Raw genomic sequence first — 14,735 nt, forward strand, 5'->3', positions numbered from 1 at the left:
TCTTGTGGATGGGAGACGTGCTGTGCGCCCCGGCCGGAGCCCCGTCGCCCCGGCCGGAGTGGAGTGGTTCAGCGCTTGGTCTTCGGGTCCAGTGCGTCGCGGACCGAGTCACCGAGCAGGTTGAAGGCGACGACGAAGATCACCATGGAGATGCCCGGGACGAGCATGAAGGTGATGTCGTCCTGGTAGTACTTGGCGCCGAACTGGAGCATCACGCCCCAGTCCGGAGTGGGGTCGGTGAGGCCGACGCCGAGGAATGCGAGGCCGGCTTCGGCCGTGACGTAGGCCGGCAGCAGGAGCGTCGACTGGATGAGGATCGGCGTCCACAGGTTGGGAAGCAGTTCCTTGAAGATGATCCGCGCGGGGGAGGCGCCGGTGACCTTGGCGGCCTCCACGAACTCGCGCTCGCGCAGGGCGAGTACCTCACCGCGCAGCAGGCGGGCGATGGAGGCCCAGCCGAACGCGGTCATCACGAGGATGAGGCTGGTGACCGTCAGCCAGTCCGGCGTGTTCTCCTCCGGGGAGACGAAGATCGCCAGAACCACCGGCCAGAAGGCGATGAAGAACAGCGTCTGGGGGAAGGCCAGCAGGATGTCGATGATCCGGCCCACGAGGTAGTCGGTCTTCCCGCCGAGATAGCCGGCGGTGATGCCCACGACGACACCGAGCAGGGTGGTCAGCAGGGTGGCCACACCGGCGATCAGCAGCGAGTTGCGCATGCCGTAGAGCAGGAAGGTCATGACGTCGCGACCGAGTATCGGTTCGACGCCGAGCCAGAAGTCGCTGCTGATGCCGCCGTTGGGCTTGATCGGGAAGCTGAACTCGTTGAGCAGGCCGGGCTGGTTCATGCCGTACGTCGTGTACGGGTCCTTCCCGTACAGCTTGGAGATCAGCGGCGCACCGATCGCCACGACAAAGAAAAAGATCACCACATAGGCGGAGATGACACCCGATCGGTCGCGTTTGAACCGGCTCCATGCGAGCCGTCCCGGCGAGCGGCTCTCACTGCCCTTGGGGGCGGGAGACTTCGCCGGTATCGCGGTGGCTTCGTCGGTCACCTCAAGCGGGGCGGCCGGGGAAGGAGTTGGGGGGGTCATGGTGCTCCAGGCCCGAGGGTCAAGGGCTCCGCAGGGCGCTCCCTACGGGCTACGCCGGACTTTTTCAACGCAATTCATTCAAGGTCAATAAATTCTCGGCCCCCTTGGGTTTCTCTTTACCTTCTTGACCTGGACTTGACTTCGGCGTAACTACGCGTGTAGCGCACTGTGGCCGATCCGTGTCCGGAAACGGCCCAACCGGGCTTATGGGGCAATGAGTTCGATATCCGGACGTTAGTGTCTCGGAATGCGTACATCGGGCGGGTGGAATCCAACGGTTCCGCATCGAACCGTGAAGATCCATTGCGTAGTACGCGGAGACGCTCCGGAGGCGACCCGTGGAGTCCGGTCGTCCCGCGCGCCCGGGGTGCGTGCATCCGGATGGTGCGCCCCCCCGAACGGGTGGGGTGAATGTGCGATACACCCCTTAGGGCCTGATATTGGCGGGAAGGCACAGCGCTCCGGCGCTGGAGGCACGGCGCACTCTGAGGAGGCACTCCATGCGTGGAGCCACGCACGCCAAATGGGCCGCATGCGCGGCGGCGGTAGCCCTCGCGGCGACCGCCTGCGGGGGCGGGGGAAGTGACAGCGGCGGCGGCGACGGCTCCGGGATCCTCAGTTCCTCCTGGGGCGACCCGCAGAACCCGCTGGAGCCGGCCAACACCAACGAGGTGCAGGGCGGCAAGGTCCTCGACATGCTCTTCCGCGGTCTGAAGCGCTACAACGCGAAGACCGGCAAGGCCGAGGACATGATGGCGGACAAGATCGACTCCTCGGACTCGCAGAACTTCACGGTCACGATCAAGGACGGCTGGAAGTTCAGCAACGGCGAGGCCGTCACCGCGCAGTCGTACGTGGACGCCTGGAACTACGGAGCCAGCCTCAAGAACAACCAGAAGAACGCCTACTTCTTCGGGTACATCGACGGATACGACAAGGTCCACCCCGACTCCGGCAGCCAGAGCGCGGAAAAGCTGTCGGGGCTCGCGGTCAAGGACGCCAAGAGCTTCACCGTCAAGCTCAACCAGAAGTTCTCGACCTTCCCCGACACCCTCGGCTACGCGGCCTACTCGCCGCTGCCGAAGGCGTTCTTCGACAACCACGCGGCCTGGCTGAAGAAGCCCGTCGGCAACGGCCCGTACACCGTGGACTCGTACACCAAGGGCTCCCAGATGTCCCTGCGGAAGTGGGACGCCTACCCGGGCACGGACAAGGCGGTGAACGGCGGGGTGGACCTGAAGGTCTACACCGACAACAACACCGCCTACACCGACCTCATGGCCGGCAACCTCGACCTCGTCGATGACGTGCCCGCCTCCCAGCTCAAGAACGTGAAGAGCGACCTCGGGGATCGCTACATCAATACACCCGCCGGCATCATCCAGACGCTGGCTTTCCCGTTCTATGACAAGAACTGGAACAAGAGCGGGATGGAGAAGGTCCGCAAGGGCCTGTCCATGGCGATCAACCGCAAGCAGATCACCCAGACGATCTTCCAGAACACCCGCACCCCGGCCACCGACTGGACCTCGCCGGTCCTCGGGGCGGAGGGCGGCTACAAGTCAGGGCTGTGCGGGGACGCCTGCGACTACAACGCCGGTGAGGCCAAGAAGCTGGTCCAGGACGGCGGCGGCCTGCCGGGCGGGCAGGTCAAGATCTCGTACAACGCCGACACCGGCTCCCACAAGGAGTGGGTGGACGCCGTGTGCAACAGCATCAACAACGCCCTCGGCAACGACAAGGCCTGCGTCGGCAACCCGGTCGGCACCTTCGCGGACTTCCGCAACCAGATCGGCCGGCACAAGATGCCCGGTCCGTTCCGGGCCGGCTGGCAGATGGACTACCCGCTGATCCAGAACTTCCTGCAGCCGCTCTACTACACCAACGCCTCCTCCAACGACGGCCAGTGGTCCAACAAGGACTTCGACAAGCTCGTCAACGAGGCGAACGCCGAGACCGACAGCGCCAAGGCGATCAAGCTCTTCCAGCAGGCCGAGGGCGTCGTACGGGACAACATGGCCGCCATCCCGCTCTGGTACCAGAACGGCAGCGCCGGCTACTCGGACAAGGTCTCCAACGTGGCGCTCAACCAGTTCAGCGTCCCCGTCTACAGCGAGATCAAGGTCAGCTGAGCCGCGCCGGGCGGCCCGCGGCCGGGGCCGCCCCCACTACCTCCGGAGCCCTCATGGGACGGTACGTAATCCGGCGTCTGCTGCAGATGATCCCGGTCTTCATCGGCGCCACACTGTTGATCTTCCTGATGGTGAACGTGATGGGAGATCCCATCGCGGGCCTGTGCGGCGACAGACAGTGCGACCCCTCGACGGCCGCCCAGCTCAAGAAGGAGTTCGGCCTCGACAAGCCGGTGTGGCAGCAATACCTGACCTACATGGGCAATGTCTTCACCGGCGACTTCGGCACCGCCTTCAACGGGCAGAAGGTCACCGAGCTGATGTCGACCGCCTTCCCCGTCACCATCCGGCTCACCGTCGTCGCGATCGTCTTCGAGGTCGTCATCGGGATCCTGCTGGGCGTCGTCACCGGCCTGCGCCGCGGACGCCCCGTCGACACCGGCGTGCTGCTGCTGACCCTCGTCGTCATCTCGGTGCCGACCTTCGTCACCGGTCTGGTCCTGCAACTGCTGCTCGGCGTCGAATGGGCCTGGATCAAACCGTCGGTGTCCTCGGACGCCGAGTTCGGCGAGCTGATCGTTCCCGGGCTGGTCCTGGCCTCGGTGTCCCTCGCCTACGTGACCCGGCTGACCCGGACCTCCATCGCGGAGAACAAGCGGTCCGACTACGTCCGTACGGCCGTCGCCAAGGGACTGCCCCGGCGCCGGGTGATCGTCCGGCATCTGCTGCGCAACTCGCTGATCCCGGTGGTCACCTTCATCGGCACCGACATCGGCGCGCTCATGGGCGGCGCGATCGTCACCGAGCGGATCTTCAACATCCACGGCGTCGGCTTCCAGCTCTACCAGGGCATCCTGCGGCAGAACACCCAGACCGTCGTCGGCTTCGTGACCGTCCTGGTCCTCGTCTTCCTGGTCGCCAACCTGCTCGTCGACCTCCTCTACGCCGTACTCGACCCGAGGATCCGCTATGCCTGAGCAGCCGTACGAGCCAGAGGGCGCCATCGCCTCGACCGGCATGGGCGGCGCGATGGACCTCGCCACGAGCGAGGCGTCCACCCTGGAGAAGACCCCGGGCGGCCCCGAGGGCACCGGACCGCAGGAGAAGCCGCGCTCGCTCTGGTCCGACGCCTGGCGGGACCTGCGGCGCAACCCCGTCTTCATCATCTCCGGGCTCGTCATCCTCTTCCTGGTCGTCATCTCGCTCTGGCCCTCGCTGATCGCCTCCCGGAACCCCCTCAACTGCGACCTCTCCAAGGCCCAGGAGGGCTCCCAGCCGGGCCACCCCTTCGGCTTCGACGGCCAGGGCTGCGACGTCTACACGCGGACCGTCTACGGGACCCGGGTCTCCATCACCGTCGGCGTCTGCGCCACGCTCGGCGTCGCGATCCTCGGCTCGGTCCTCGGCGGCCTCGCCGGCTTCTTCGGCGGGGTGTGGGACGCGATCCTGTCCCGGATCACGGACATCTTCTTCGCGATCCCCGTGGTGCTCGGCGGTCTGGTCCTCCTCTCCGTGGTGACCAGCAACACGGTCTGGCCGGTCATCGGGTTCATGGTGCTGCTCGGCTGGCCGCAGATCTCCCGGATCGCCCGCGGCTCGGTCATCACCACCAAGCAGAACGACTACGTCCAGGCGGCCCGCGCCCTCGGCGCCTCCAACTCACGGCTGCTGCTGCGCCACATCACGCCCAACGCGGTCGCCCCGGTGATCGTCGTCGCGACCATCGCGCTCGGTACGTACATCGCGCTGGAGGCGACGCTCTCGTACCTCGGAGTCGGGCTGAAGCCGCCGACGGTGAGCTGGGGCATCGACATCTCCGCGGCCTCCGCCTACATCCGCCAGGCCCCGCACATGCTGCTGTGGCCCGCCGGCGCCCTCGCGATCACGGTGCTCGCGTTCATCATGCTCGGCGACGCGGTGCGCGACGCCCTCGATCCGAAGCTGAGGTGACCGACGTGCTGCTCGAAGTGCGCGACCTGCACGTGGAGTTCCGGACCCGGGACGGCGTCGCCAAGGCCGTCAACGGGGTCAACTACAGCGTGGACGAGGGCGAGACGCTCGCCGTCCTCGGCGAGTCGGGATCCGGCAAGTCGGTGACGGCACAGGCGGTCATGGGCATCCTCGACATGCCGCCCGGGAAGATCACCGGCGGCGAGATCCTCTTCCGGGGCAAGGACCTGCTGAAGTTCAAGGAGGAGGAACGGCGCAAGGTCCGCGGCGCCGAGATGGCGATGATCTTTCAGGACGCGCTGTCCTCCCTGAACCCGGTGCTCAGCGTCGGCGAGCAGCTGGGCGAGATGTTCACCGTGCACCGCGGGATGTCCCGGAGGGACGCCCGGGCGAAGGCCGTCGAGCTGATGGAGCGGGTGCGGATCCCGGGCGCCGCCCAGCGGGTGCGCGACTATCCCCACCAGTTCTCCGGCGGTATGCGCCAGCGCATCATGATCGCCATGGCGCTGGCCCTCGAACCGGCGCTGATCATCGCCGACGAGCCGACCACCGCGCTCGACGTCACCGTCCAGGCCCAGGTCATGGATCTGCTGGCCGAGTTGCAGCGCGAGCTCAACATGGGGCTCATCCTCATCACCCACGACCTCGGCGTGGTCGCGGACGTCGCGGACAGGATCGCCGTGATGTACGCGGGCCGGATCGTCGAGTCGGCGCCGGTCCACGACATCTACAAGGCGCCCGCGCACCCGTACACCAAGGGCCTGCTCGAATCGATCCCGCGCCTGGACCAGAAGGGCCAGGAGCTCTACGCGATCAAGGGCCTGCCGCCGAACCTGATGCACATCCCGCCGGGCTGCGCCTTCAACCCGCGCTGCCCGATGGCCCAGGACGTGTGCCGGACCGATGTGCCGCCGCTCTACGAGGTGTCCGAGGACCGCGGGAGCGCCTGCCACTTCTGGAGGGAGTGTCTGCATGGCTGAGACGACGGCACAGAGCGCGGCGGAGCCGGCGGCCGAGCCCCTGCTGGAGGTCAGCGGCCTGGTCAAGCACTACCCCCTCACCCAGGGCATCCTCTTCAGGAAGCAGGTCGGCGCGGTCAAGGCGGTCGACGGCGTCGACTTCCGGCTCGGCCACGGCGAGACCCTCGGCATCGTCGGCGAGTCCGGGTGCGGCAAGTCGACGGTGGCCAAGATGCTGGTCAACCTGGAGAAGCCGACGGCCGGGACGATCCGGTACAAGGGCGAGGACATCACCACCCTGTCCGGCCGGGCCCTCAAGGCCGTACGGCGCAACATCCAGATGGTCTTCCAGGACCCGTACACCTCGCTCAACCCCCGGATGACCGTTGGCGACATCATCGGGGAGCCGTACGAGATCCATCCCGAGGTCGCGCCGAAGGGCGACCGCCGGAAGCGGGTGCAGGACCTGCTGGACGTGGTCGGGCTCAACCCCGAGTACATCAACCGCTATCCGCACCAGTTCTCCGGCGGCCAGCGCCAACGCATCGGCATCGCCCGGGGGTTGGCCCTGCGGCCCGAGATCATCGTCGCCGACGAGCCGGTCTCCGCGCTCGACGTCTCCGTGCAGGCCCAGGTCATCAACCTGCTCGACAGGCTCCAGGACGACTTCAACCTGTCGTACGTGTTCATCGCGCACGACCTGTCGATCGTGCGGCACATCTCCGACCGGGTCGGGGTGATGTACCTCGGGCGGATCGTGGAGACGGGCAGGGACGCCGAGATCTACGACCATCCGACGCATCCCTACACCCAGGCGCTGCTCTCCGCCGTGCCCGTGCCCGATCCGGAGGCCCGCGAGCACCGGGAGCGGATCATCCTCACCGGTGACGTGCCCTCGCCGGCGAACATCCCCTCCGGGTGCCGCTTCCGCACCCGCTGCTGGAAGGCGCAGGAGCGCTGCGCCCTGGAGGTGCCGCTGCTCGCGGTGCCGGCCGAGTTCCGGCTCACCGTGGGGCCCGCCGCGCACGACTCCGCCTGCCACTTCGCGGAGGAGAAGCGTGTGGTCCCGCCGGAGGACAACCGGGTGCTGCCGCCGGAGCCGGGCACCGCGGTGGTCCCGGAGCGGGACCCGGTGGTGCCCCTGGAGAAGCGGGTGAAGCCGCCGGCGGACAAGCCCCTGACGCCGTCCGAAGAGCGGCCCGAAGAGCCGCCCGAGGAGCCGCCCGAGCCGTCGGCATAACCGCGCAAATGCCCACGAACTTGGTTTACACACAGGCAACTTGGCGGAAGCGGTACCGATATACGGACGCGCCAAGGTGAACACCGTACGGCCGTGCGGGTGCCGTAGACGGGCCGGGGCGCGCCATGTCGCCCCGGCCTGTCGCATGCTCAGCCGGTGACGCCGAGCGAGCGCCTCAGGAAGTCCACCTGGAGCAGCAGCAGATTCTCGGCGACCTGTTCCTGCGGGGTCATGTGCGTGACGCCCGAGAGGGGCAGTACCTCGTGCGGGCGCCCCGCCGCCAGCAGCGCGGAGGACAGCCGCAGGCTGTGGGCCACCACCACGTTGTCGTCGGCGAGACCGTGCACGATCATCATCGGGCGCGCGGGCTCCGCCGCGGCCACCAGGCCGTTGTCGTCGATCAGCGAGTTCGCGGTGTACACCTCCGGCTGGGTGTTCGGATCACCCAGATAGCGTTCCGTGTAGTGGGTGTCGTAGAGCCGCTGGTCGGTGACCGGCGCCCCCACGATGCCCGCGTGGAACACGTCGGGGCGGCGCAGCACCGCGAGTCCGGCGAGGTAACCGCCGAAGGACCAGCCGCGGATGGCGACCCGGCCGAGGTCGAGCGGGAAGCTGTCGGCGAGCCCCTGAAGGGCGTCGACCTGGTCCTGGAGCACGACCGCGGCCATGTCGTTCTTGATGGACTTCTCCCAGGCGGGGGAGCGCCCGGGCATGCCGCGGCCGTCGGCGACGATCACCGCGAAGCCCTGGTCGGCGAACCACTGCGAGGTCAGATACGGGTTGTGCGCGGCGAGCACGCGCTGGCCGTGCGGACCGCCGTAGGGGTCCATGAGGACAGGGAGAGGGGTGTCACCGGAGTAGCCGGTAGGCATCAGCACGGCGCATGGGATTTTCCGTGCGCCCCCCTCGGTGAGGGTCACGCGCGGGGACAGACCGGGACGTTCCGCGTACGACGTCACGGTCGCCGCGCGCTTTCCCTCGCGCAGCACCTGCACCTGGGCGCCCGGACGGTCGGGCACCGCGGAGACGAGCACCGTCACCCGTCCGGCGCGCACCGCCGAGTGCACGCCGGGCTCCTGCGAGAGGCGCTCCACCCCGAGCTCGTTGACCCGGTACACATGGACCTCGCCGATCTCCGGGGAGGCCGCCTTCTTGCCGGCCGACGCCGAGATCAGTACGTCGTCGGCCGAGACGTCCAGCACTGCGCGGACATGCAACTGCGGTCCTGTGAGCGGACGTTCACCGAAGGCGAGCACGCGCGCACCGCCTTCGTCGGCGATCCGCACGAGCTGTCCGCCGGGGCTCCAGCACGGCACGCCGGGGAAAAGATCAAGCCATTGTGGATCTTCGTCGGCATGCACCATCCGGGTCGACCCGGTGTCCGGGTCGACGGCCAGGAACAGCTGGCTGCGCTGGTCCCTGGCCTGCACGAGCACCAGCGGCGCCCCCGCCGCTGACCAGTGCACATGCGCCAGATACGGATAGCGGGCCCGGTCCCACACGACCTCCGTGCGCACCCCGTCGAGACCGATCACGAAGAGCCGTACGTTCGCGTTGTCGGTGCCCGCCGCCGGATAGGCGACCTGCTGCGGAGCGTGCTCCGGCTGTGCCGGGTCGGAGATCCACCAGCGCTGCACCGGTGCGTCGTCGACCCGGGCGACCAGCAGCCGGTCCCCCTCCGGCGACCACCAGAAGCCGCGTGAACGCCCCATCTCCTCGGCCGCGATGAACTCGGCAAGGCCGAAGGAAACGGTCGCCGGATCGGCCCCGGCCTCCGGCTCCGCGACCACCCGGTCGTCGCCGCCCTCGGCGCCGACCACGCGCAGAGCGCCCTGGGCGACATACGCGATCCACCGCCCGTCGGGGGAGGGGCGAGGGTCGATCACCGGTCCGGGGACGCGGAGTTCGCGTGCCGTGCCGGCCCGCAGCTCCGCCGTGAAAAGCCGCCCTGACAAGGCGAAAGAGGCCAACTCGCCCGCCGCGTCGGTGGCGTAGGAGACGATCCCGGCACCGCCCTCCCTGCTGCGCTCCCGGCGCGCCCGCTCCTGCGCCGACAGCCGCTCCCTGCTGCCCCCGAGCAACGCCTGTGGATCGGCGGCGACGCGTTCCTCGCCGTCGGCGACATCGAGAACCCACAGCAGATTCGCCCGGTCCGTACCGGAGCGCGACCGCAGAAACACCACACGGGAACCATCGGGGGACACGGTGAACGCGCGCGGCGCGCCGAGTGTGAACCGCTGGGTGCGCGCCTGCAGGCGCGGGAAGGAGAGGGCCTCGGTCGTCATGCCCCGACCATATTGGCCATGCGCCCCCTTGTGCGGCCGTGCGCCGATCGATGCGCGCGTACGGATAGTTATGATCACTAGCGCTGCGTGGGTATGAACCTGCTGGCTGCTGTATGGATTTACCGACCCCCATGTCCGACCCCCCGTGTCCCTGGGATCTTTGGAGGTGAGCCGCCGTGGCACTCTCGATTTCGGCGGTGGTGCTGCTGGCGATCATCGTCTTCATCCTGGTGAAGAAGTCAGGACTGAAGGCCGTACACGCGATCGTGTGTGTCCTGCTCGGCTTCTATCTCGCTTCCTCGACGGTCGCTCCCACGATCAACGAGCTGACGACGAACATCGCGGGGATGATCGGCAGCATCAAGTTCTGATCTGCGCCGAACGTCGGCTCCGGGAGACGACTGCCCGGAGCCCGACTCCGGCTGACCTGTTGGTCCGGACCGGGCCGGGGCCGAGTGGACGGTCCGGTCAGTCTTCGGACGCGTAGGGCACGAAGTCGGCCCAGGCGGTCGGGGAGAAGGCCAGACGAGGGCCGTCGACGTCCTTGGAGTCGCGGACGTGGATGGTGGCGGGGGTGGTGGCGATCTCGATGCATGAGTTGCCGTCGTTGCCGCTGCTGTAGCTGCTCTTGAACCAGGCCAGTTCGAAGGCGTCCCCGGCAGCGGTCTTGCGGATCATGTTTCTCCCAGCAGTCGCTCGATGAGGCCCGTTGACTCCCGTGGGGAGAGAGCCTGCGCCCGGATGGTGCCATACCGCAGTTCAAGGATGCGGAGTTGTTTCGGATCTGAGGTCGGACGACCGTTGAACGCGCCGTCGGAGCGCCCCACCGCGGTGCCGTCCGGAAACTTCAGCACCTCGATCCTTCCGTCCAAGCCGGAGTGGACCTCGCAGTTCAACGGCATCACCTGAAGCACTACGTTATGCAGCAGCCCCACCTCCAGAAGGCGTTCAAGCTGCTGCCGCCACAGCATTGTGCCTCCGATGGGGCGTCGCAGTGAGGCCTCTTCCTGTACGAAGCTGAGCGCCGGAGCCGGGGACCGCTCGAAGACCGACTGCCTTGCCGTGCGCGCGGCGACCATGCGTTCCACCTCGTCCGGTGAGTACGGGGGCTGCCCTGCCCTGAAGAGTGCCCTCGCGTGGTCTGCCGTCTGCAGCAGGCCGTTGACACTGTGGCTCTCGTACACCCCGATCTCGACCGCCTGCGACTCCAGCTTGGCCAACTCCCGCACCTTCTTCGGGTACCGGACCTTCGCCACGTCCTCCTTCATCGCCGAGAGCAACCCACCCGCCCCCAACACTTCGTCGGCCTTGTCCAGATACTCGGGCTGAGGGGTCCGCTTCCCGCCCTCGATCTTGTAGACCATGTCCTCGCCATACCCGACGGCCATCCCGAACTCGGCGGCCCGCATCCCCACCGCCTCCCGCCGCAGCTTCAGCTGCCGCCCCACGGGGCTGGTCCCGACAGCCCGGACACGACCGGACAACGTCCGGACAATCGCCGTACGCAACGGAGTTGTCGTGGTTCACGGTAGGGGCGGGCTGCCACGCGACCGACTGGGTCTCGTACGGCCCACCGGACCCCGGCCGCCCGTGCTCCGGTGCCAGGGGCGCTCTTCCCAAAGAACCACGAGGGTGAAAGGACCCCACCAAGCCCCACCCCACCCTCCCGCACGCGTCGGCATGGCCTCACTCGCGCGAGTGAACATCACCAACTCGGCTGGATTCCTGGCCGGTTGCCTGCCCTACGCTCAGCGCAACACAACCGCAGACATACGACGGCCCTCGCCGGGACTGCAATCCCAGTGCGAGGGCCTGACCACCAAGGAAGAAGCACCTTCCCGATGGATACGCAGAACCCTAGCGCGCCCCCGCGCGCCCAGTCCCGTCATGCCGCCGACAAACACCCGAACCGGCGGTACTCCCGCCCGGGAGTCTCCGGAGGTTCCCGAGACTCCGGCCAAGGCGGCCTCACCCACGACAACGCCCGCCACGCCACCCGCTTCACGGTGATCGGCAACCACCTCGCCCAGCACCCGGAGCTGTCGGGTCTCGCGATCGGGCTGGGCGTCTACATCCAGTCGCTTCCCGCGGGCGCCCGCGTCGACATCAAGACCCTCGCGGCCCGCTTCCCCGAGGGCGCGACCCGTATCGCCGCGGCTCTGCGCGAACTGGAAGCCCACGGCTATCTGCGCCGCGAACGGCGACGCATCCCGGGCGGCCGCATCGTCACCCGCACGATCTCCTGCAACCAGCCCGGCCACCAACGCCAGGCAGCCGACGACCACGGCCCCGTAACCCCGAAGCAGCCAACGCAGCCGACGCGGCCGAAGCAGCGAGCACCCCGCAAGCCCCTCCCCGCCGTACCGCGCCCCGCGTACCCTGCCCCCGCCCTCCTCCAGGCCGCCGTCGACCTCCTCGCGGACCTCCGTCGCCACGATCCCGTTCTGCTTCTCTCCGCCTGCGACACGACTCACCTCGCCCCCGGCGTCGCCGCCTGGCTGGAGCGAGACGTCAGCCCCGCCGCCGTACGACAGGCGCTCACCATTGACCTGCCACCCGAGGGACTACGACGGCCCGCCGCCCTCCTGGCCCACCGCCTCGCTGCCCAGCTGCCGCCGCCACCCCCGTTCCGAGCCCCCGCCGCTCCACCGGCCGTCCGGCACCCGCTCCAGACCTGTGACGGCTGCGACCGCGCCTTCCGCGCACCCGAACCCGGCCGGTGCCGCGACTGCCAGTGCGATCTCGTGGAGGCCGCCTAGCATGAACGGGACGATCCTTGCCCCTGGGCACAGACCACGAGGAGCGAGCGCCATGACCATCGCCCCGGACAACGCGCAGCAGGGCGCCTCCCACCAGTACCGGGCCATGCGGGACGTCGTTCAGTCCATGGACGACACCCTCCGCGGAAAATTCGAGATCACCAAGGAAGGGATCGTCCACGACATGATGTCGCCGGGAGGGCCGCACGAGGTCACGGCAGCACACATCAGCCGCCGGCTGGAGAGGGTCATGCCGGACGAGCTGCTGGCCCACAACGGCACCCCCGACGTGGAGGACGAGCCTGAGGGGATCATGCGCCACCCCGACGTGATGGTGATCGCCTGGACTGACCTGGACACAGAAGCCTCCATCGATCCACGCACTCTTGTCGCCGCCGTCGAAGTGGTCTCCCGCTCCAACCCGGAGAACGACTGGGTCAGCAAGATGCGCGACTATCCCCTGATCGGGATCCCCGTCTATGCCGTCTTCGACCCCCGCACTGGCACCGGCGCCGTCTTCACCGACATCCACGCCACCCCCGAGGGCCCCCGCTACGCGACCCGCAAGGACTTCGTCTACGGCGAGGACGTCACCATCGCCGACTGGACGATTCCGACGGACAATCTGCCGCGCTACGGGGACAGCAAGGAGCCCAGGCCTTGAGCTCACTGGGCTCGACGGTTTCTCCTGCGTCCGGAGAGTCCTGATCCGGAAACCGGAGGGCCGGAACAGGCGCCGATCCGACCGATGGCGATCTCAAGCAGCGCCGCCCGATCGACGAGGCCTCGGTGAACGACGCCAGCGACTGGATCGAGCGAATCGCGCTCGCCATCGCTCATGTGCTCGACGACGAGGACTGACAAGCGGTCGGGGAGGAGGTCGGGGGCGGGCGGGCGCCTCGTAGGGTGGACTCCATGACGGAACTGCCCGACCGGCGTCTGCTCCTGGTGCACGCGCACCCGGACGACGAGTCGATCAACAACGGCGCGACCATGGCCGCGTACGCGGCAGCGGGCGCCCAGGTGACGCTGGTGACCTGCACCCTCGGTGAGCGGGGCGAGGTCATCCCGCCCGGGCTCGCGCATCTGACGGACGGCGCCCTCGGCGAGCACCGCCTGGCGGAGCTCGGTACGGCGATGCGCGCACTCGGCGTCCAGGACTTCCGCCGGCTCGGCGGCGACACCCGCTACCAGGACTCCGGGATGATGGGCGGCCCCGAGAACGACAACCCGCGCTGCTTCTGGCGCGCGGACGTCGACGAGGCCGCCGGGCACCTCGTCGAGGTGATCCGCGAGGTACGTCCCCAGGTCCTCGTCACCTACGACCCCGACGGCGGCTACGGACACCCGGACCACATCCAGACCCACCGCGTCGCGACGCGCGCCGCCGAACTGGCCGCCGAGACCGGCTTCCGGCCGGACCTCGGCGAGCCCTGGCGGATCGCCAAGGTCTACTGGAACCGCGTACCGCGCCCGGTCGCCGAAGAGGCGTTCGCGCGGCTCCGCGCGGCCCTGCCCGACCTGCCCTTCTCCAAGACGGCGGACGTCGACGACGTCCCCGGCGTGGTCGACGACGCGGCCGTCACCACCGAGATCGACGGGACCGCGTTCGCTGCCGCCAAGGCCGCGGCGATGCGGGCGCACGCCACCCAGATCGAGGTGGCCGAGCCCTGGTTCGTCCTCTCGAACGAGCTCGCGCAGCCCCTCTTCACCACCGAGTACTACGAGTTGGTGCACGGGGAGCGCGCTGGGGGCGCCGGGACGCGTGAGACGGACCTGTTCGCGGGAATCGGGGATCTGCCCGGCATCGCGGACGCGACGACGACCGGTCAGCGAGAGGCGGGCTCCCGATGAGCGGGACGGGCCGACAGGGAAGCGCGCTCGCGCAGCCGTTGCAACGGCCGTCGGGCGGCCGGATCGCCGCCGGTCTGGTGCTCTTCGTACTGGGCGCGGTGGTCGGCGCCGCCGGCGCGCTCGTGCAATCCGGCTGGTTCCCGGGCGGGTTGCTGCTCGCGCTGGCCGGCGCGGCCGGGCTCTTCCTCGGCGGCGCACGCGCGATGGACACCAGGGCCGGGGCCGTCGCCCCCGCCGTCGGCTGGATGGTCACTGTGGTCCTGCTCACCGCGAGCCGTCCCGAGGGCGACTTCCTCTTCGGCGCGGGGCTCGGCTCCTACCTCTTCCTGCTCGGAGGCATGGCTGTGGCTGTGATGTGCGCCACCCTTGGGCAGGGGCGGCAACCGGGCGGTTCCACGGTCCGACTTGGCAAATGACGTACCTATTCGCCGTACCGGACAGGTGGGGGTCCCGTGGGGG

The 14,735-nt window shown here is 68.7% G+C and carries 14 protein-coding genes; 10 read left to right on the top strand and 4 right to left on the bottom strand.

What is annotated here, in order from left to right; genetic code table 11:
- Window positions 1–68: 68 nt before the first annotated feature.
- Entirely contained in the window at window positions 69–1,097 is a 1,029-nt protein-coding gene (locus ACFWM2_RS15990; protein ID WP_383279035.1) for an ABC transporter permease, read from the bottom strand.
- A 500-nt stretch (window positions 1,098–1,597) separates the two neighbouring features.
- Here ACFWM2_RS15990 and ACFWM2_RS15995 point away from each other — a divergent pair, with 500 nt between their 5' ends.
- Genes ACFWM2_RS15995 through ACFWM2_RS16015 form a run of 5 tightly spaced genes read left to right on the top strand, consistent with a single transcriptional unit; the run spans window position 1,598 to window position 7,378 of the window.
- The gene (locus ACFWM2_RS15995) at window positions 1,598–3,229 is read left to right on the top strand and encodes an ABC transporter substrate-binding protein (RefSeq protein ID WP_383279038.1); all 1,632 of its coding nucleotides are present in this window, start codon (window positions 1,598–1,600) and stop codon (window positions 3,227–3,229) included.
- Between the two features lie 53 nt (window positions 3,230–3,282).
- A complete protein-coding gene (locus ACFWM2_RS16000; RefSeq protein WP_383279040.1) occupies window positions 3,283–4,206 on the top strand; it encodes an ABC transporter permease in 924 nt (307 codons plus the stop codon).
- Window positions 4,199–5,179 carry an ABC transporter permease gene (locus ACFWM2_RS16005; protein ID WP_383279043.1) on the top strand — a complete coding sequence of 327 codons (981 nt, stop codon included), beginning with the start codon at window positions 4,199–4,201 and terminating at the stop codon, window positions 5,177–5,179. Before ACFWM2_RS16000 ends, ACFWM2_RS16005 begins: the two co-directional genes overlap by 8 nt.
- A gap of 5 nt (window positions 5,180–5,184) precedes the next feature.
- Window positions 5,185–6,159, top strand: a complete 975-nt coding sequence (locus tag ACFWM2_RS16010) for an ABC transporter ATP-binding protein (protein ID WP_383279046.1) — start codon at window positions 5,185–5,187, stop codon at window positions 6,157–6,159.
- Window positions 6,152–7,378, top strand: coding sequence for an ABC transporter ATP-binding protein (locus ACFWM2_RS16015; RefSeq protein ID WP_383279049.1), 1,227 nt, complete (start codon window positions 6,152–6,154; stop codon window positions 7,376–7,378). The genes ACFWM2_RS16010 and ACFWM2_RS16015 overlap by 8 nt, the downstream gene beginning before the upstream one ends.
- A 149-nt stretch (window positions 7,379–7,527) precedes the next feature.
- Here the strand turns inward: ACFWM2_RS16015 and ACFWM2_RS16020 are convergent, their stop codons facing one another.
- Complete coding sequence (locus ACFWM2_RS16020) at window positions 7,528–9,663, bottom strand: prolyl oligopeptidase family serine peptidase (RefSeq protein ID WP_383279052.1); 2,136 nt, start codon at window positions 9,661–9,663, stop codon at window positions 7,528–7,530.
- A gap of 176 nt (window positions 9,664–9,839) precedes the next feature.
- On the opposite strand from ACFWM2_RS16020, the gene ACFWM2_RS16025 reads away from it, so the two are divergent.
- Entirely contained in the window at window positions 9,840–10,034 is a 195-nt protein-coding gene (locus tag ACFWM2_RS16025; RefSeq protein ID WP_383279055.1) for a hypothetical protein, read from the top strand.
- Window positions 10,035–10,131: 97 nt separating this feature from the next.
- Here the strand turns inward: ACFWM2_RS16025 and ACFWM2_RS16030 are convergent, their stop codons facing one another.
- Window positions 10,132–10,341: a DUF397 domain-containing protein gene (locus ACFWM2_RS16030; protein ID WP_383279057.1), complete on the bottom strand. Its 210-nt coding sequence runs from the start codon at window positions 10,339–10,341 to the stop codon at window positions 10,132–10,134.
- Window positions 10,338–11,072 carry a DUF5753 domain-containing protein gene (locus ACFWM2_RS16035; RefSeq protein WP_383279779.1) on the bottom strand — a complete coding sequence of 245 codons (735 nt, stop codon included), beginning with the start codon at window positions 11,070–11,072 and terminating at the stop codon, window positions 10,338–10,340. The genes ACFWM2_RS16030 and ACFWM2_RS16035 overlap by 4 nt, the downstream gene beginning before the upstream one ends.
- A gap of 432 nt (window positions 11,073–11,504) precedes the next feature.
- On the opposite strand from ACFWM2_RS16035, the gene ACFWM2_RS16040 reads away from it, so the two are divergent.
- The 4 genes from ACFWM2_RS16040 to ACFWM2_RS16055 all read left to right on the top strand — a co-directional run bounded on the left by ACFWM2_RS16040 (window position 11,505) and on the right by ACFWM2_RS16055 (window position 14,692).
- Window positions 11,505–12,422, top strand: a complete 918-nt coding sequence (locus ACFWM2_RS16040) for a helix-turn-helix domain-containing protein (protein ID WP_383279060.1) — start codon at window positions 11,505–11,507, stop codon at window positions 12,420–12,422.
- 52 nt (window positions 12,423–12,474) lie between these two features.
- Window positions 12,475–13,086 carry a Uma2 family endonuclease gene (locus ACFWM2_RS16045; protein WP_383279063.1) on the top strand — a complete coding sequence of 204 codons (612 nt, stop codon included), beginning with the start codon at window positions 12,475–12,477 and terminating at the stop codon, window positions 13,084–13,086.
- 251 nt (window positions 13,087–13,337) lie between these two features.
- Window positions 13,338–14,276 (top strand): N-acetyl-1-D-myo-inositol-2-amino-2-deoxy-alpha-D-glucopyranoside deacetylase, encoded by a 939-nt coding sequence (gene mshB / locus ACFWM2_RS16050; RefSeq protein ID WP_383279066.1) that lies wholly within the window; start codon window positions 13,338–13,340, stop codon window positions 14,274–14,276.
- Window positions 14,273–14,692 (top strand): DUF6113 family protein, encoded by a 420-nt coding sequence (locus ACFWM2_RS16055; protein WP_383279069.1) that lies wholly within the window; start codon window positions 14,273–14,275, stop codon window positions 14,690–14,692. The genes mshB and ACFWM2_RS16055 overlap by 4 nt, the downstream gene beginning before the upstream one ends.
- Window positions 14,693–14,735: the final 43 nt, after the last annotated feature.

It is taken from the genome of Streptomyces sp. NPDC058371, assembly GCF_042723265.1.
Classification (GTDB): domain Bacteria; phylum Actinomycetota; class Actinomycetes; order Streptomycetales; family Streptomycetaceae; genus Streptomyces.

Excerpts from the sequence above, each read along its gene's own strand:
- ACFWM2_RS15990 (WP_383279035.1), bottom strand. The coding sequence starts at position 1,097 with ATGACCCCCCCAACTCCTTCCCCGGCCGCCCCGCTTGAGGTGACCGAC.
- ACFWM2_RS15995 (WP_383279038.1), top strand. The coding sequence starts at position 1,598 with ATGCGTGGAGCCACGCACGCCAAATGGGCCGCATGCGCGGCGGCGGTA.
- ACFWM2_RS16000 (WP_383279040.1), top strand. The coding sequence starts at position 3,283 with ATGGGACGGTACGTAATCCGGCGTCTGCTGCAGATGATCCCGGTCTTC.
- ACFWM2_RS16005 (WP_383279043.1), top strand. The coding sequence starts at position 4,199 with ATGCCTGAGCAGCCGTACGAGCCAGAGGGCGCCATCGCCTCGACCGGC.
- ACFWM2_RS16015 (WP_383279049.1), top strand. The coding sequence starts at position 6,152 with ATGGCTGAGACGACGGCACAGAGCGCGGCGGAGCCGGCGGCCGAGCCC.
- ACFWM2_RS16020 (WP_383279052.1), bottom strand. The coding sequence starts at position 9,663 with ATGACGACCGAGGCCCTCTCCTTCCCGCGCCTGCAGGCGCGCACCCAG.
- ACFWM2_RS16030 (WP_383279057.1), bottom strand. The coding sequence starts at position 10,341 with ATGATCCGCAAGACCGCTGCCGGGGACGCCTTCGAACTGGCCTGGTTC.
- ACFWM2_RS16035 (WP_383279779.1), bottom strand. The coding sequence starts at position 11,072 with ATGCGGGCCGCCGAGTTCGGGATGGCCGTCGGGTATGGCGAGGACATG.
- ACFWM2_RS16040 (WP_383279060.1), top strand. The coding sequence starts at position 11,505 with ATGGATACGCAGAACCCTAGCGCGCCCCCGCGCGCCCAGTCCCGTCAT.
- ACFWM2_RS16045 (WP_383279063.1), top strand. The coding sequence starts at position 12,475 with ATGACCATCGCCCCGGACAACGCGCAGCAGGGCGCCTCCCACCAGTAC.
- mshB (WP_383279066.1), top strand. The coding sequence starts at position 13,338 with ATGACGGAACTGCCCGACCGGCGTCTGCTCCTGGTGCACGCGCACCCG.
- ACFWM2_RS16055 (WP_383279069.1), top strand. The coding sequence starts at position 14,273 with ATGAGCGGGACGGGCCGACAGGGAAGCGCGCTCGCGCAGCCGTTGCAA.